General features: G+C 43.4%; 11 protein-coding genes and 2 pseudogenes. 4 read left to right on the top strand and 9 right to left on the bottom strand.

Features of this window, described 5'->3' with window-relative positions:
* Window position 1 precedes the first annotated feature (1 nt).
* Together JCM10512_RS19095 and JCM10512_RS19090 are read right to left on the bottom strand one after the other, a co-directional pair.
* Window positions 2–2,049, bottom strand: a pseudogene (locus JCM10512_RS19095) (dipeptidyl-peptidase 3 family protein).
* A 97-nt stretch (window positions 2,050–2,146) separates the two neighbouring features.
* Complete coding sequence (locus JCM10512_RS19090; protein ID WP_044165379.1) at window positions 2,147–2,611, bottom strand: helix-turn-helix domain-containing protein; 465 nt, start codon at window positions 2,609–2,611, stop codon at window positions 2,147–2,149.
* Window positions 2,612–2,882: 271 nt separating this feature from the next.
* Here JCM10512_RS19090 and recQ point away from each other — a divergent pair.
* Window positions 2,883–4,690, top strand: a pseudogene (gene recQ, locus JCM10512_RS19085) (DNA helicase RecQ).
* Between the two features lie 692 nt (window positions 4,691–5,382).
* Here recQ and JCM10512_RS19075 read toward each other — a convergent pair.
* A complete protein-coding gene (locus tag JCM10512_RS19075) occupies window positions 5,383–6,264 on the bottom strand; it encodes a tetratricopeptide repeat protein (protein ID WP_081741507.1) in 882 nt (293 codons plus the stop codon).
* Between the two features lie 106 nt (window positions 6,265–6,370).
* Window positions 6,371–7,321, bottom strand: coding sequence for a cysteine synthase A (cysK, locus tag JCM10512_RS19070; protein WP_044165374.1), 951 nt, complete (start codon window positions 7,319–7,321; stop codon window positions 6,371–6,373).
* 89 nt (window positions 7,322–7,410) lie between these two features.
* Between cysK and JCM10512_RS19065 the strand changes: the two genes are divergently transcribed.
* Both JCM10512_RS19065 and JCM10512_RS19060 read left to right on the top strand, forming a co-directional pair.
* Entirely contained in the window at window positions 7,411–9,246 is a 1,836-nt protein-coding gene (locus JCM10512_RS19065) for an LTA synthase family protein (protein ID WP_081741504.1), read from the top strand.
* A gap of 24 nt (window positions 9,247–9,270) precedes the next feature.
* Window positions 9,271–9,942: a phosphatase PAP2 family protein gene (locus JCM10512_RS19060; RefSeq protein WP_044165372.1), complete on the top strand. Its 672-nt coding sequence runs from the start codon at window positions 9,271–9,273 to the stop codon at window positions 9,940–9,942.
* A gap of 876 nt (window positions 9,943–10,818) precedes the next feature.
* Here JCM10512_RS19060 and leuB read toward each other — a convergent pair.
* The 5 genes from leuB to JCM10512_RS19035 are packed head-to-tail and all read right to left on the bottom strand — an operon-like array spanning window position 10,819 to window position 17,012.
* A complete protein-coding gene (leuB, locus tag JCM10512_RS19055; protein ID WP_044165371.1) occupies window positions 10,819–11,880 on the bottom strand; it encodes a 3-isopropylmalate dehydrogenase in 1,062 nt (353 codons plus the stop codon).
* Window positions 11,881–11,920: 40 nt separating this feature from the next.
* Window positions 11,921–13,465 carry a hydroxymethylglutaryl-CoA lyase-like TIM-barrel protein gene (locus JCM10512_RS19050; protein ID WP_044165369.1) on the bottom strand — a complete coding sequence of 515 codons (1,545 nt, stop codon included), beginning with the start codon at window positions 13,463–13,465 and terminating at the stop codon, window positions 11,921–11,923.
* Window positions 13,441–14,040, bottom strand: coding sequence for a 3-isopropylmalate dehydratase small subunit (gene leuD / locus JCM10512_RS19045; protein ID WP_044165366.1), 600 nt, complete (start codon window positions 14,038–14,040; stop codon window positions 13,441–13,443). Before leuD ends, JCM10512_RS19050 begins: the two co-directional genes overlap by 25 nt.
* 46 nt (window positions 14,041–14,086) lie before the next feature.
* Window positions 14,087–15,481 (bottom strand): 3-isopropylmalate dehydratase large subunit, encoded by a 1,395-nt coding sequence (gene leuC, locus JCM10512_RS19040; RefSeq protein ID WP_044165365.1) that lies wholly within the window; start codon window positions 15,479–15,481, stop codon window positions 14,087–14,089.
* Between the two features lie 34 nt (window positions 15,482–15,515).
* Window positions 15,516–17,012: a 2-isopropylmalate synthase gene (locus tag JCM10512_RS19035; protein ID WP_044165364.1), complete on the bottom strand. Its 1,497-nt coding sequence runs from the start codon at window positions 17,010–17,012 to the stop codon at window positions 15,516–15,518.
* 491 nt (window positions 17,013–17,503) lie between these two features.
* On the opposite strand from JCM10512_RS19035, the gene JCM10512_RS25170 reads away from it, so the two are divergent.
* The coding region (locus JCM10512_RS25170; protein WP_206777884.1) for a hypothetical protein at window positions 17,504–17,744 on the top strand (241 nt) is incomplete at its 3' end.

Raw genomic sequence — 17,744 nt, 5'->3', positions numbered from 1 at the left:
TTTATTTATTTATAGAAGGCAATACCGAATAGTCTTTGCTATAACGCAACATCTGATCGGCATAACCTTCATTATAAGTCACAGTTACATCGGTAATCTTTCCACTTTGATCTGTAACTAATTCATACTTCGGATTAACAAATCCTTTGTAAGGAGCAAGATTCAATTTCTTATAACGCGTCAGTATTTCGGTATGTAGAACCGGATCAACTTTCACAGCATAGCTTTCAACCAAAGTCCGAGCAGCCTCGAAATCACCAGTCGACCTAATACGCTGTATTTCAGCCAATAAATCACCAAAAAGCTGACGAAGTTTCAGATAATCATTGACAACAACATAAGTCTTTCCATCCTTCTTAACCAGTTCCACAACTTTGTCTTTGGCACCTTTTTCGAAGACCCAACGGGCGATAAGTTGACGGTTACGCATATGAGCTTCTTCGATCACATTGCCCGGTTCGATACGTACCAGTTGTGTCATCAATCCGTTCATCAAGAAAGTATAATATTCTGCTTTATACGCTTCACCATCCGGCACTAGCTTTAACTCCACCAATTTAGGGTCGGCAACATAATATAATCCAAACAAGTCGGCACGAGCTTCTTCGATGGTCGATCCGTATGCTTTCAAAGCATCGGGGTCAACACCCGGAAGCAGTTTACCGGAACCATGTCCTAAACATTCGTGGAGGTCGGTATGTAGTTCTCCTGTCAGATCCCCATACTTATCAATACGTTGCTTCTCGGTATCGTTGTAAACAAATTCTTCATTAAAACCATTACCGTGAGCAGCCTTGTTGTAGCATCGGTGATGTTTCCAATAGTCACGGACTTAGAACCATGATGGGCACGAATCCAGTTAGCATTCGGCAGATTAATACCAATTGCCGTAGCCGGATATAAATCGCCAGCCAGAATGGCCGCTGTAATCACTTTGGCCGATACGCCCTTTACTATTTCTTTTTTATATTGTTTATCTACCGGAGAATGATCTTCAAACCATTGTGCATTGCTACTAATGACTTCGGTACGATGGGTCGCTTCCAAATCCTTGAAGTTCACCAACGACTCCCAACTCGCTTTCATTCCGAGCGGGTCACCATAGCTTTCGGTAAAACCATTCACAAAGTCTATTCTGGAATTAAGATCTTTCACCCATAGGATTGAATACTCATCATAATCTTTCAGACTACCGGACTCATAAAACGCAATTAGCTTACTAATAACCGCTTTTTGAGCATCGTTCTCGGCAACTCCTTCTGCTTTTTTCAGCCAATAGACGATCTTCTCAATGGCTTGTGTATAAAGCCCGCCTACTTTCCATACTTTTTCCTGTACCTTACCATCTTCTTTCACCAACCGGCTATTAAGTCCGTAAGAAATCGGAGTTTCGTCTTTGGGATCTTTCATCGAAGCATAAAAGTCTTCTGCCTCTTTCTGCGTCACCCCATCGTAATAGTTACAGGCAGAAGTAAGTACCAGATCTTCACCATCGGCCTGGTTGACACGCTTCGTCATTATTTTCGAATCGAAGATAATAGGAAATACGTCATTGCACAATTGTGCAGCCGTTTGTCCTTCGGCTAACGGCAATTTGGCAGCATCTATACTCAACACAGCTTGCTTCAAGAACTCCTGCGTAAATGCAGGTACAAACTTCTCTGAGCCGTAGTGATGATGAATGCCATTGGAAAACCACACCCGTTTCAGGTAGATTTCCATATTTTTAAAATCGGGTGTTGTTTTATCACCTTGGTAGTTTGTGTATACGGCTTCAAGCATACGGCGAATTCGCAAATTGTACTTTCCGTTTTGATCAAACAGAATATCTCGCCCTTGGAGTGCTGCTTCAGTTAGGTAATAAACAAGTTCTTTTTGTTGTAGCGACAGTTCCTCAAAACCGGGAACCCGATAACGCAATAATTGTAAATCAGCAAATTGTTCCACTGTATAATCGAATTTATCTGCCTCGGCAGTTGTTGTTTTGGCTCCACCGCATGAGATTAATAGCGTAGCGGTTATCGCCATTGAAATTGCATATTTTTTCATGATAATTAGTGCTTAGTTAAATTAAACGAGAAAAGGAATTATCTGCCAACTCGTGAGTCGGAGGTAATTCCTTTTGTTCCATATTCAGAAACCGCAATTACTTTTTGCTATCTGCGTGTTTCTTACGATATCCGTTAGGTGTTTCACCTACATTTTTGTAAAATGCAGCGTAAAAAGATTGACGATTTGCAAAGCCAACCATTGCACTTATTTCCTCAACATTCTTATCGGCATATCTCTTATCAGTCAATAAATGCAAAGCATCTTTTACTCTGTATTCATTCAACAAACAAGAATAGTTCATACCAAAACGAGAGTTTACAACTGCAGACAGGTAACGAGTGTTTGTCTTCAACTCTTTAGCCAAATCTTTAGCTGAATAATCCGGATCTTTGTACTTCTTCTGAACAACAACGATGTTCAGAATCTTATCATACAACTCATCTGCCAGTTCTGGTCTGATCAAAGACCGATAAGCAGCCTTCTTGTCTTTCTTCTCCCTTAAATTGTAAGGGCGTTTTTTGGGAGTTTCCTCCGCCTTTTTGTTCTCTAAATCACTCATTGAATTAACTGGTTAGGGTTTGTTTATAAATAACGGTTGTTATTCACAACGCTAGATGTCACAAATGTCTCGCTTTTTTTTTAAATCCACAACTTTTTGGTGGATATTTTTTCTATAAAAACAATCAAAAACCTTGAAATAGAAGCATCAAGGGCAAATAATAAGAAACTTTAACTCTTCCCGAAATAATCTGTCATTAGAAATCGAATCTACACAAAGAATCCTAAAGAAATAGTGTACCTTTGCAAACCAGTTGAAACAAGTATTACTTATGCTACAAACGTTAAAAACATATTTCGGTTACGAACAATTTCGCCCTTTACAAGAAGAAATCATCCAGCGCATAATTGATAAAAAAGATGCGCTGGTTTTAATGCCTACCGGAGGAGGAAAATCGATTTGTTATCAACTTCCGGCTCTACTTTTGGAAGGTACGGCTGTGATAGTTTCTCCACTCATTTCATTGATGAAAGATCAGGTTGAATCTTTACGTTCCAACGGCATTGAAGCAGCCGCTTTGAACAGCAGTAACGATGAAACAGAAAATGCGAATATCCGTCGAGCCTGTGTTGACGGAAAACTAAAATTGCTTTATATCTCGCCCGAACGGTTACTTGCCGAAATCGATTATCTGCTACGTGATATGCATATCTCTTTGTTCGCTATTGATGAAGCGCACTGCATCTCGCAATGGGGACATGACTTTCGCCCGGAATACACCCAAATGGGTGTTTTGCACCAACAATTCCCCAAGATCCCCATCATCGCGTTAACAGCTACTGCTGATAAAATTACGCGGGAAGATATTATCCGTCAGCTACATATGGATGATCCCCAAATATTCATATCGTCTTTCGACCGGCCGAATATCAGCTTGACGGTAAGACGCGGACACCAAGCCAAAGAGAAGAACAAATCGATTGGAGAGTTTGTCCGCCGTCATGCAGGAGAAAGCGGCATCATCTATTGCATGAGTCGAAATAAGACGGAAGCGGTAGCGCAAATGCTACAGAAGCAGGGCATTCAATGCGGTGTATATCATGCGGGGCTATCGGCTCAACAGCGTAACGAGACTCAGGATGATTTCATCAATGACCGCATCCAGATTGTTTGCGCCACGATCGCTTTTGGCATGGGAATAGACAAGTCGAATGTTCGATGGGTAATTCACTACAATATGCCGAAGAGCATGGAGAGTTTTATCAGGAAATAGGGCGGGCAGGACGTGATGGTTTACCGAGTGATACCATACTTTTTTACTCGTTGGGCGACCTCATTTTATTGACCAACTTTGCCAAAGAAAGCGGCCAGCAAAGTAGCAATTTAGAAAAGTTGCAGCGCATGCAGCAGTATGCCGAAGCCGATATTTGCCGTCGAAGAATATTGCTGAGTTACTTTGGCGAAATAAGTACGAAAGATTGCGGTAACTGCGATGTATGCAAAAATCCACCCAGCCGGTTTGACGGTACAGTCATTGTACAAAAAGCTTTAAGTGCAATTGTCCGCACCGAGCAACAAATCGGAACAAGAGCGCTAATCGACATCCTACGCGGTAGCTATTCAGCCGAGATCACCGGGAAAGGTTATCAGGAACTGAAAACCTTCGGAGTAGGAAGAGATATTCCCCCACGGGATTGGCACGATTATCTACTGCAAATGCTCCATTTAGGCTATTTTGAAATTGCATACAATGAAAACAATCACCTGAAAATAACGGAAAGCGGAAAGGATATTCTCTTCGGAAAAGGAAAAGCCACACTTGTAGTTATCCACCGGGAAGAGCCCGTTGCGGCAAGTAAAGGGAAAACTAAAAAGAAAGCGATACCCAAAGAGCTGCCACTCGGCCTGCCGGGAACAGAAAGTGAAGAGCTGTTTGAAGCCCTACGCGGACTCCGGACATCACTGGCCAACCAAGAGGGAATTCCGCCTTATATCGTTTTACCCGATAAGGTTTTGCATTTGCTCTGCGCTGCGCTCCCTACGACTATCGAAGCATTTGGCGAAATCAGCGGGATTGGAGAGTACAAAAGAAAAAAGTACGGCAAAGAGTTCGTATCTCTCATTCGGCAGTTTGTATAGATAAAGCAAAGTAATTATGCATTTATCTGCTCCAGAGGAGTGGAGTATGCGAAATACAAATTGTCAGACGAAGGTTCCTACCATCTATATCTATCCCCCTTTTTATGCTGAGAGTGGAAATACAACAAAAAATCAGCATCTACAAGATTACACTTCCTATACATTATATATATAGGGAACTAAAAGTGTTTTCAAGAAAGACAGCAGAAACAAGTATATCTCAAATAAAACAAGTAAAAAAGAGCTTTATGATTATAGAGACTAGCCAAAACAGCTACCAAACAAATAAACAGGGTCTCATTTGTAGCAAATAGAAACAGTACCTTACTAAATTCGGCAATAGCATAGACATAAAACAACTATTCAGGCATAAGCAGACGAGTCATTCTAAACAAAAAGACAATCAAGACAGTTTAACGGCGTTAATATAGGCACAGCGACAAACGTTCGATTGTTTTTTATCCGTCGCAAACCGGTACCCAACCTGTTTTTTGTTTAGCAATCACGCGAGAACAGGGCCAATACTTAGAACTATTACAAATAACAGGATGCTGAGACACATTACAAAAGGATTTTTATCTTGCACAAAAAGATAGATTTGCAAGAAGCAATCTATCTTTTTGAATACAGGTATAATGATCGTCTGAACAAGATTCTCAAATCCGAAAGACGTCTTTTTTTACGGTATTTCCTTATTTACATTGTCGGAGAAGTTCGTGTAAATCGGCTGATGGGACTCCTAGCGATAAAGCTTTCTCAAAATCAGCTTTTGCCAAAGATTTCTTCTTCTGAGCCAAATAGATATTGCCACGCAATAAATAAGCTTCAACTAACGAAGGGTTTAAACGAACCGCTTCTTCCAGATCGACCAACGCCAGATCATCGTACTGCATATCATGCTCTACATTGGCACGGGCAACATAAAGAGTAGGATCTTCGGGCGATTGAACAACCATTTTGTTCAGTATATCCAAAGCTTCACGAAACTTCCCGTCCTTCTGCTCAAGCGTAGCCAAGCCAAGACGTCCGCTATAACTCTGCGGATCCAGTTCCAACAAGCGATTGTAATCGATTCGAGCAGCGGAATAATCGCGCCGCATCACATAGATATAGGCTCTGTATAGCAAAGCCTCTTGGTTCTGTTTATCTTCATCAAGCACCAGGCAATAATCTGCATACGCCCGATCAAGATTTCCGACTTCCAGATAAATAGCCGCACGGTCGAGTAAGATAGGAACAGCCTTCGGGGCGAAGTTCAAAGCATAAGAATAAGAATCCAACGCTTTATCAAGCTCTCCCAAGCGACGCTGAACCAATCCCAGGTTAGAAAAAAGGAACGTATTCTTCGCATTGTTAGGTTCCAACTTCAACGCTTGAAGCAAGAGATTTTCAGCTTGTTGCAAGCTATCTTTCTCAATAGATTCTACGGCTTTCTCAGCCAATTCCTGATAGGTTTGTGCGCATAAAGAAGAGGGTAAAAGAAGAAAAAGCACATAAGCAAGCGCACTTTTACGTAGTTTTCTGCCTAAAGTAAACTGCCCTTTTTCACATATCTCCCCGCTAAGCGGAAGCATAACATCATTTTTACTGTACGATACTCTTATCATAATCTTGAAATGTATTTAAAAGTAATCTCTTTCCACGCTTGCCCTTGCTTGAAAAGCGGCAAGAACGGCTGTGCTAATCCAACGGATAAGCGTCGAATGCATATAACTCGGTCGACAAATACCGCTCTCCGGTATCGGGCAACAAGGTTACAATCATTTTGTCTTTGAACTCAGGACGCTCAGCCAAAAGCCTTGCGGCATAGACCGCGGCACCGGATGAAATACCCGCCAGCAGTCCTTCTGAAAAGGTCAATTCACGACCTGCCCGAATAGCTTCATTATCAGGAACTCCAATCACTTCGTCCACAACAGAAGCATCGTATAGTTTGGGAACAAAGTTAGCTCCAATTCCTTGAATGCGATGCGGAGCTGCTTCTCCTCCGGCCAAAACCGGTGAAGCGGCTGGTTCCACTGCGACTATATACACATTCGGGTTGTGTTTTTTCAAAGCACGAGCCACTCCACAAATAGTTCCTCCTGTACCAACTCCGGCAACAAAAACAGCCACTTGCCCATTTGTGTCATTCCAGATTTCTTCGCCGGTAGTGTGTTCGTGTATTTGCACGTTAGCCGGATTCTCAAACTGCTGCAAGATAACCGAACCGGGGATTGTATCACATAAATCCCGCGCTTTGGCAATTGAAGCAGCCATACCTCCCAGCCCATCCGTCAGAACAATCTCGGCACCAAGTGCTTTCAGCAGGTTACGCCGTTCCAGACTCATAGTCTCAGGCATGGTGAGAATAAGCCGATACCCCTTAATGGTAGCCACCATAGCCAATCCGACTCCTGTATTTCCACTAGTCGGTTCGATAATCGTTGCACCGGGTTTGAGTAGTCCACGCACCTCGGCATCTTCGATCATCGAAAGTGCCACGCGGTCTTTGACACTTCCCGCCGGATTAAAGGATTCCAACTTAGCTACAATATTCCGCTGCAATCCATGTTTGCTGCTATACCCCGAGAGTTCCATTAGAGGAGTCCGGCCGATAAGTTCGGTTAGTTTCTTCGCTATTTTTGGCATTGTTTACTTCGTTTTATCAGGTTGATGCGCAAAGATAAAGAAATATAATCGTACCTTTGCGCCCGTTCAATCTTTTTAAGTTTATAGATATGAAGAAGAGACTACAACAATTTCTGACTACGTATTTCCTATTCGTTCTCCTGTTTGCATTTCAGAAACCAATATTCATGGTTTATTACCATGAACTTTATGCCAATATATCTCTAGGCGACTATTTCAGTGTGATGTGGCACGGGCTTCCGTTGGATTTATCTTTAGCCGGCTACCTTACAATTATCCCCGCTCTTCTATTACTCGCTTCCACTTGGGGCGATTCTATAATACTTCGTCGCATCCGACAAGTCTATTTCGGACTTATCGCATTTGTGATGTCCTGTATCTTTGTCGTTGATTTGGGATTATATGGTTTCTGGGGATTCCGTTTAGACGCAACCCCTATCTTCTACTTCTTCTCCTCCCCCAAAGATGCGATGGCAAGCGTAAGTACCTGGTTTACGATATTGGGTATTCTGTCGATTCTGATTTATGCCGCCATTCTTTACGGGCTCTTCTATTGGCTGTTAATTCGTGAGAAAACGCCTATAAAGATTCCTTATAAACGAATACCTGTATCGTTAGGGCTCTTGCTCTGTACGGGATTACTGTTTATTCCGATTCGCGGAGGATTTTCCGTATCGACAATGAATCTCAGCAAAGTCTATTACAGCGAGAATCAACAGCTGAATCATGCGGCCATTAATCCGGCTTTCAGTTTCATGTATTCGGCTACTCATCAAAACAATTTCGACAAACAATACCGTTTTATGGCTGCCGAAGAGGCGGATAAGCTATTCACCGAGATGATAGACCAACCGGTCAACCCGTCTGACAGCATTCCGCAGTTGCTCAACACGGAACGCCCTAATATCCTTTTCATCATTCTGGAAAGTTTTTCGACTCACCTCATGGAGAGTTTCGGTGGAGTACCCAATGTGGCGGTTAACCTGGATAAGTTTGCCAAAGAAGGCGTTTCGTTTACCAACTTTTACGCCAACAGTTTCCGCACAGACCGTGGTTTGGTATCCATCATCAGCGGATATCCGGCACAGCCCAGTACCAGCATCATGAAGTATCCGGAAAAGACCGAAAGCCTTCCTTCCATACCTCGCAGCCTGAAAAAGGCAGGATATGATTTGCAATATTATTATGGTGGGGATGCCGACTTTACGAATATGCGTTCGTATCTGGTTGCATCGGGGATCAGCAATATAATTTCGGAAAAGGACTTCCCGATGTCGGAACGCACGGGCAAATGGGGAGCTCCGGATCACAATCTTTTCCAACGCCTGATCAAAGATCTTAAGGAAGAGAAGCAGCAACAACCGTTCTTCAAGATCGTGCAGACCTCGAGCAGTCACGAACCGTTCGAGGTCCCTTTCCACCGATTGGATAATAAAATTCTGAATGCTTTTGCCTATGCCGATAGTTGCGTGGGCGATTTCGTCGAGCGCTATAAAGAAACTCCTTTATGGAAGAATACGTTGATCGTGTTGGTTCCCGACCACCTAGGGGCTTATCCGCATCCGGTAGAGACTCCGTTGGAAGGACATACGATTCCGCTTGTTCTAATCGGTGGTGCCTTGAAAGAACCCAAACAAGTAGATGTGTACGCCTCACAGATCGATATCGCTGCTACCTTACTTTATCAGTTGGGTTTGCCACACGACGACTTCACGTTCAGCAAGAATATGTTGAACCCGGCTTCTCCCCATTTTGCTTATTTCACCGAACCTACACTTTTCGGTATAGCAACTCCGGAGAACCAATTGGTCTACAACTGTGACGCCAAAGCCGTACAAGTAGACAAAGGAACACAGAAAGGAGCCAATCTGGAAAGAGGAAAGGCCTACTTACAAAAATTGTATGATGATCTTGCCAAGCGATAATAATAACCTCTAAGCAATACCCACATGATCGATTATCTTGCCGAATTAGACACACAGCTTTTACTCTTTTTCAATGGAATGCACGCTCCTTTCTGGGACTATTTCATGACTGCCTTTACAGGTAAAGTTATATGGGTCCCCATGTATGCTACTATTTTATATATACTGTTTCAGAACTTCCACTGGAAGGTCGTTCTCTGTTATATAGTCGCCATAGCACTTACCATTACATTCGCCGATCAAATGTGCAACAGCATCATCCGTCCATTGATTGGCCGTTTGCGTCCATCACATTTAGAAAACCCGATAAGCGATCTTGTTTATATTGTTAACGGAAAACGCGGAGGTGGCTTTGGCTTTCCGTCCTGCCATGCTGCCAATTCTTTCGGACTTGCCGTCTTTCTAATCTGTCTGTTCCGTAAGCGTTGGCTGAGTCTTTTCATTGTACTTTGGGCACTTACCAATTCCTATACGCGGTTGTATCTTGGGCTGCATTATCCCGGCGATCTATTAGCGGGTGCTATCGTTGGCGGAGCAGGTGGCGGATTGCTTTACTTCCTCTTCCATAAACTTTCCCAACGCATTGCTGTCCCGGAACAGAAACGTCCGGCAGAGATGAAGCAGACCGAAGTAATGATCTATGCCGGATTGCTTACCGTATTCGGAATCGTAATCTATGCGTTTATACAGAGTTGATGCGTTGCTAAAGCAAAATCTGGCCGTTACCTATTTTCTCTCTTTGCCGATTCTTTACTTGCCTTACTCCAAGGTAAACATATCCATGAATGCGTCTTCTGGAAGCAATAATCAAATGTTTGCATTTTGCTTTCAGTCTTTCAGTTTGCCGATAACTCACTGATATACAATAAATAAAAGCTGAAAGCAGGCCCGTATATAGCCTTCAGTGCTTTCAGGTTTTCAGGTAGCCGAAGCAAATGTCCAGACTCGTGCAAGGAGCAATTAATTCCATACTGCCGACTCATATCCAAGCCTCAGACAAGCTAGCTTATAACAACCCAGAGAAGCTGAAGGCAATGTTCTTTTTTCAGCATCAGCTTTCAGGATAAAAGCATTATGTATCAGCGCATTAATCCAAAGACTGAAAGCTGAAAGATAAAATCAAAACATTATTTTCCAGCCATTTCCATCCGGAATTACCAATGTTTTAGTCCATTTATTGGCTTGCAAAAACTATTTCACTGTGTGTCCAATGCAACTGAATAGTAAACTGCCATCAGCAAAGAAAAGAAAGAGCTTATCTCTCTGTCGCCTCACAAATTTGCCCGAGTGGTTAATGAGAACAGTCGGTCTGCTATGCCAAAAGTAATATTCTTTGCATCCCAAACAAGCATACTTTCGACTCAAAACAAGTAATCTTTTGGATCGCTTGCCCGGGCCTTTCGACTCAAATGCCCGGGGCAAGCGAGTCAAATGGCGTGGGCTTTCTGTGAAATGCCCCGGGCAAACAGATCAAACAACCGGACATCCAAAGAGAAGCCCCAACTATTTAGTTCATAAACAGTTGGGGCTAATTATTTATGCGTAGGATGTCTCCTTACAATCGCTTCGCTATCAGGCGTTCTGAATGTAATCGACTACCCACTCTCCTACTTCCTTGGTACCATATTTTGCTCCACCTTCAACTTGAATTTCCGGTGTACGTACGTTCGCATCTAAAGAAGCATCAACTGCTTTGCGAATCAAGGCTCCCTCGGCTATGCAATTGAAGTGTTCAAACAACATCGCAACCGATAAAATCTGAGCCAATGGGTTAGCGATATTCAATCCCTTAGCCTGCGGCCATGAGCCGTGGATCGGTTCGAATACCGGTGTGCTTTCACCAGTAGAAGCCGAAGGAAGTAGTCCCATAGAACCACTGATTACAGATCCTTCGTCAGTTAATATGTCACCAAAGGTGTTTTCGGTAACCATTACGTCAAAGAAAGTCGGCTCCTGAATCATACGCATCGCAGCATTGTCCACAAACATATAATCGGTTGTTACTTCCGGATAGCTAGGAGCCATTTCCTGAGCAATCTGGCGCCATAGGCGGGAAGAGGCCAAAACATTGGCTTTGTCAACAACAGTCAGGTGTTTACCACGCTTCATCGCATATTCAAAACTTACCTTCAAAATACGCTCAATTTCAGGACGGGTATACATATTTGTGTCATACGCTTTATCGTTATCCTGATATTTCTCTCCGAAATACATACCACCGGTCAACTCACGGATGCAAAGGAAGTCGGCATTCTCGACTAATTCCGCCCGAAGAGGTGATTTGTGAATCAAGCATTTGAATGTTTGTACCGGACGAATATTGGCAAATAGTCCCAGTTTTTTACGCATAGCCAATAATCCTTGTTCCGGACGTACTTTGGCAGTGGGGTCATTGTCGAATTTCGGATCACCTACCGCCGCGAATAAGATCGCATCGGCGTTCTTACAAACCTGATAAGTCTCTTCGGGAAACGGATCGCCTACTTTATCAATAGCATCCGCTCCACAAATCGCATATTCGTAGTTCACTTTATGACCAAACTTCTCACAAACCGCACTCATTACGTTTACTCCCTGAACCGAAATTTCAGGTCCTATTCCGTCTCCTGCCAACACTGCAATTTTAAAATCCATAATCGTTATTTCTTTCTACTTTATATATTTCAATTCTTCACTATTCTTTCTCGTACTCATCTTCAATGATGTTCAGCATCTTGAGGGTCGCTTTAATCGCTGCTTCTGTCTGGTCGGCATCTAATCCGCGAGTTCGGAACACACGTTCGTCATAGCTCCACATGATTACGGTCTGTACAAACGCGTCTGTGCGCCCACCCGGGGGAATTGTCACCGCATAGTTGGTCAGCATCGGGAACTTGCGTCCTAAAGTCACTTTATAGATTTTGCGCAAAGCCCGTACAAAAGCATCGTACTGTCCATCTCCGCTCGAGCTTTCTTCGTACTCTTTTCCGTTGATTTCGATTTTGAGTGTAGCCATCGGCCGGAGTCCATGTGCCAGATTGAGAATATAACTTTTCAGTCTCACCTTCTCATTGGCTACTCCGTGCTTCAATACATCCGAAACGATGTAGGGCAATTCTTCCCGGGTTACCAGCTCTTTCTTGTCGCCCAATTCGATGATGCGCTCGGTTACCTGACGCATGGCGTCTTCATCCAGTTCCAAACCAAGATCTTCCAGATTCTTCCGGATATTAGCCTTTCCACTGGTTTTTCCCAGAGCGTATTCGCGCTTGCGTCCAAACCGTTCGGGCAAGAGGTCATTACAATACAGATTGTTCTTATTATCGCCGTCGGCATGCACACCGGCTACTTGCGTAAAGACATTCTCACCTACAATCGGCTTATTTGCCGGAATGACAATGCCTGAATACGATTCAACAACCCGGCTTACATCGTTCAGCCGGCTCTCGTCAATGCCGGTAGCTGCATTGAAATGGTCTTTTAAGATAGCTTGTACACTGGCAAGAGGTGCATTTCCGGCACGCTCACCCAAACCGTTTATGGTGGTATGCAGTCCTTTGACTCCACTCAGTACGGCAGCAAGCACATTACTCACAGCCAGATCATAATCATTATGAGCATGAAAATCGAAGTGTTTGTCAGGATACCGTTTCTTCATCTTCCGCATAAACTCGATGACTTGCAAAGGATTCAAGATACCCAGCGTATCAGGCAGCATAAAGCGTTTGATACTGGTATCTTTCAGCCCGTCTACAAACTGAAACACATATTCAGGTGAGTCTTTCATGCCATTGCTCCAGTCTTCCAGATAAACATTAACCGCAATATCTTGCTCATCGGCGTATTTTACAACGCGGATTATATCTTCGATATGCGCTTCCGGTGTCTTCTTCAATTGCTGGGTACAATGCTTTAACGAACCCTTACAAAGCAGATTGACTACTCGGCAACCGGTACGCTGTATCCAGTCCACAGAGGTATGTCCGTCTACAAACCCCAGTACCTCTACTTTGTGGAGCAGGTTTCGGCGGGCTGCCCAGTCGCAAATCATCTTAACGGCTTCGAACTCGCCTTCCGACACGCGCGCTGACGCAACCTCTACCCGGTCTACCTTCAAATCTTCCAGTAGTAACCGGGCAATCATTAGTTTCTCATGAGGCACAAAAGACACTCCGCTGGTTTGTTCACCATCGCGGAGTGTTGTGTCCATGATCTCTATCTTGACGCATTCTCTTCCCATGCTTCTATTTTATCTTTGTTGCCGACCAGAAAATCGATATCATCCAGTCCATTCATCAAACAATGTTTCTTATAAGCATTGATTTCAAACTCTTCACTTTTACCTGTAGCCTTGTTGACGATGGTCTGCTCCGGTAGATTAACTTCCACTTCCGTTTTCGGGTCCGCATAGATTGAGTCGAAGAGCTCTTGCAGAAACTCTTCCGAAACAACTACCGGAAGCACGAAGTTATTGAGTTCATTATTCTTATGAATATCAGCAAAAAAGCTCGATACTACAACCCGAAAGCCATAGCCGGCAATAGCCCAAGCGGCATGTTCGCGACTCGATCCCGATCCGAAATTCTTTCCGGCTACCAACACTTTCCCGCCATAAGTAGGATCGTTCAGCACGAACTCTTCGTTCAGGGAACCGTCCGGATTGTAACGCCAATCGCGGAAAAGGTTATCACCGAAGAACTTTTCTTCGCGAGTGGTTGCTTTCAGAAAACGTGCCGGAATAATCTGGTCTGTATCCACATTTTCTAAAGGAAGAGGTACACAAGTACTTGTGATTATATTAAATTTTGCTTTCATTTTTCTATTTATTACATGTTATGCACTCGAACCGGTAAGGCTCTAATCAGATTAATTCTCTCGGGTCGGTTATTACACCGGTTATTGCAGCGGCAGCAGCTACCAGCGGGCTAGCCAATATGGTGCGAGCTCCCGGTCCCTGACGGCCTTCAAAATTTCGGTTACTGGTTGACACGGAGTATTTCCCGGCAGGAATCTTATCGTCGTTCATTGCCAGACAAGCCGAACATCCCGGTTGACGGATAGCAAAACCTGCTTCCTCCAGAATCTTATCGATCCCCTCTTTACGTATCTGCGCATCTACCATCCAAGAACCCGGAACTAACCAGGCAATTACGTGATCGGCTTTCTTATGTCCCTTAACCAGAGAAGCGAACGCACGGAAATCTTCAATTCGACCGTTCGTACATGCACCTAAGAATACGTAATCGATCTTCTTACCGAGCAAAGTCTCTGCCGGTTGGAAGCCCATATAGTCTAACGATTTCTTGAATGAAGCTTTCGCCGCATCGCCCATGCCATCGGTCGTAGGGATATGCTGGGTAATTCCCATTCCCATTCCCGGATTTGTACCATAAGTCAGCATCGGTTCAATATCCGCGGCATTAAAATGTACCTCTTTGTCGAATACAGCATCCGTATCGCTCTTCAAAGTTTTCCAATAGGCTAACTCTTTCTCCCATTCCTCACCTGTCGGAGCATTTTCACGTCCCTTGATATAAGCAAAAGTCACCTCGTCCGGCGCAATCATACCACCTCGTGCCCCCATCTCGATAGATAGGTTACAGAGTGTGAGACGTCCTTCCATGGTCAAATTGCGAATGGTCGAACCGGCATATTCTACAAAATAACCGGTAGCGCCACTGGTAGTCATCTTCGACATCATATAAAGTGCTACGTCTTTGGCCGTAACGCCCTTACTCAGCTCACCGTCTACCGTAATAAGCATTGTCTTCGGACGACTTTGCAGAATACATTGCGAAGCCATTACCATCTCTACTTCACTTGTTCCGATACCAAAAGCTATGGCTCCCAACGCTCCATGGGTAGAAGTATGCGAGTCTCCGCAAACAATTGTCATACCGGGCAGGGTTAATCCACGTTCCGGACCCACTACATGGATAATTCCGTTGCGCTTGTCCATCATACCGAAGTGAGCCAATCCGAAGTCTTTCGCATTCTTGGCCAGCGTATCGACCTGCGTTTTGGAAATTGCATCGTCGATCGGTTTATCCTGATCATGCGTCGGAGTATTATGATCGGGCATACAATAAATCTTCTCCGGACGGAAGCATTCGATACCACGAGCACGTAAGCCTGAAAAAGCCTGCGGACTGGTTACCTCATGACAATAAAGTCTGTCTATATAAAGTTGTGTGGGGCCATCTTTCACTTGCTCAACAACGTGCGCGTCCCAAATTTTATCAAATAATGTATTCATCTTACCTATTTATATTACGTTAAACCTATCTTTATTATATCTTAAACTTGTTGATACAGTCAATATACGCTTCAACCGAAGCGGCAATAATATCTGTGTTAGCTCCAAAGCCGTAATAGATCTGGTGATCATATTCAACTTGCATATGAACTTTACCAACATCATCGCTACCTTTACTTATAGCTTGAATGGTAAACTCTTTCAGAGTCATATGTCGATCGATAATCTTCTTCAAAGCTTTAATAGCCGCATCTACCGGTCCATTACCTGTTGCACAAGCTTCAAACTTCTCACCGGAAATATTCAATCCCATGCTGGCAACCGACTGAACGCCTACACCACTGGTCACTTGCAAGAAGTCCAATTTAATGCGGTGATTCTGACTACGATCCGCACCGGCCAAAACCAGAATATCATCATCGTTTATATCCTTCTTCTTATCAGCCAACTTCAGGAACTCATCATAAACCTTATCCAATTTCTCCTGATCCAACTCAACACCCAAAGTCGAGAAACGGCTCTTCAACGCAGCACGTCCGCTACGGGCAGTCAATACAATTGAGTTGTCATCAATACCCACATCGCGTGGATCGATAATCTCATAAGTCTGCACATTTTTCAGAACACCATCCTGGTGAATACCCGATGAGTGAGCAAACGCATTGCGTCCTACAATTGCCTTATTCGCCTGAACCGGCATATTCATTAAACTGGAAACCATGCGGCTTGTCGGATAAATCTTCTGTGTATTGATATTGGTCTGAATATCAATTTCATGATGACTCTTGAGAATCATCACAATTTCTTCAAGAGCAGTATTTCCGGCACGTTCACCAATCCCATTGATCGTAACTTCCACCTGACGCGCTCCATTCAAAACACCAGCCATCGTGTTAGCAGTTGCCATGCCCAAATCATTGTGGCAGTGAGTGGAAAGAATAGCATTTTCAATACCGCTTACGTGATCCACCAAGTATTTTATTTTAGCTCCATATTCCGAAGGCAGACAATAGCCGGTTGTATCGGGTATATTCACAACCGTAGCTCCGGCTTTGATTACCGCTTCAACTACCCGAGCCAGGTATTCATTGTCAGTCCGACCGGCATCTTCAGCGTAAAACTCCACGTCATCTACAAAACGACGCGCATACTTCACTGCAGCTACCGCACGTTCGATAATCTCTTCCCGATTCGAATTGAATTTATATTTAATGTGCGAATCGGAAGTTCCAATTCCGGTATGAATACGTTTACGTTTGGCGAATTGCAGTGCTTCCACAGCTATATCGATATCTTTTTGTACGGCCCGAGTCAATGCACAGATTGTAGGCCAAGTAACCGCTTTTGAAATCTCAATAACCGAATTAAAATCCCCCGGGCTTGAAACAGGAAATCCTGCCTCAATTACATCGACGCCCAAAGCTTCCAATGCCTTTGCAACCTGAATCTTCTCTACGGTATTCAACTGGCATCCGGGCACTTGCTCACCATCTCGCAGCGTGGTATCAAAAATAAATAACCTATTATCCATCTTATACTATATTATTATGTTATTGTAGCTATAAAAAAAAGCCTTTCACACTTGGAAGTGAGAAAGGCTTTCGTATATTTTCAGTATACACATTTACGCGCAGCACTCACTTCCACTAGCTTTGGATAGTAGAATAATAATACCGCACAGTAGAATATGTATAAATGCTTGATTCATTCGTATGTCTCTTAATTGATTGACGATGCAAAGGTATAGTTTATTTTCATTTCACCAAACAATACGTTACTTTTTTATTCTAAAAAATATCATTCTATAAGATAAAAAGGAGCTATAAGGCGAATGTATCACTTTCCTTATATAGCTTTCAGACCAATAAAAAAGGGAATAAAAGCAGTTAACTACCTTATTCCCTTTTAATTATATACGATCTAGTAAATTACTTCTTCTCGCAACATGATTTCTTTTCAGCACAAGCTTCTTTTTTATCGCAAGCTTTATCACCCTCGCCTTTCGTACAAGTAGAATCCGCTTTGCAGCAAGAGTCAGCCTTTGCACATGCCGCCGGAGCTTCAACAGCAACAGAATCAGCAGAAGAAGCAGAATTTGCAGTCTTGTTACCTGAACATGAAATCATTGAAAAAGAGAATGCTGCAACCATAGCAGCCAAGAAAAATTTTGTTTTCATACTTAGTTTTCGCTTTAATACATTTATATTCAAATTATACGGCAGCAAATATAGCCTTTTCTTCCGAAAACGCCAAGCAGCCTATT

This window comes from Bacteroides reticulotermitis JCM 10512 (genome assembly GCF_000517545.1).
In the GTDB taxonomy this organism is placed as follows: domain Bacteria; phylum Bacteroidota; class Bacteroidia; order Bacteroidales; family Bacteroidaceae; genus Bacteroides; species Bacteroides reticulotermitis.
Note: the sequence above shows the minus strand (reverse complement) of the source record. Positions and strands in the feature narration are given on the sequence as shown.

Coding starts and splice junctions, on each gene's coding strand:
- JCM10512_RS19090 (WP_044165379.1), bottom strand. CDS start 2,611: ATGAGTGATTTAGAGAACAAAAAGGCGGAGGAAACTCCCAAAAAACGC.
- JCM10512_RS19075 (WP_081741507.1), bottom strand. CDS start 6,264: ATGCTTCCGCTTAGCGGGGAGATATGTGAAAAAGGGCAGTTTACTTTA.
- cysK (WP_044165374.1), bottom strand. CDS start 7,321: ATGCCAAAAATAGCGAAGAAACTAACCGAACTTATCGGCCGGACTCCT.
- JCM10512_RS19065 (WP_081741504.1), top strand. CDS start 7,411: ATGAAGAAGAGACTACAACAATTTCTGACTACGTATTTCCTATTCGTT.
- JCM10512_RS19060 (WP_044165372.1), top strand. CDS start 9,271: ATGATCGATTATCTTGCCGAATTAGACACACAGCTTTTACTCTTTTTC.
- leuB (WP_044165371.1), bottom strand. CDS start 11,880: ATGGATTTTAAAATTGCAGTGTTGGCAGGAGACGGAATAGGACCTGAA.
- JCM10512_RS19050 (WP_044165369.1), bottom strand. CDS start 13,465: ATGGGAAGAGAATGCGTCAAGATAGAGATCATGGACACAACACTCCGC.
- leuD (WP_044165366.1), bottom strand. CDS start 14,040: ATGAAAGCAAAATTTAATATAATCACAAGTACTTGTGTACCTCTTCCT.
- leuC (WP_044165365.1), bottom strand. CDS start 15,481: ATGAATACATTATTTGATAAAATTTGGGACGCGCACGTTGTTGAGCAA.
- JCM10512_RS19035 (WP_044165364.1), bottom strand. CDS start 17,012: ATGGATAATAGGTTATTTATTTTTGATACCACGCTGCGAGATGGTGAG.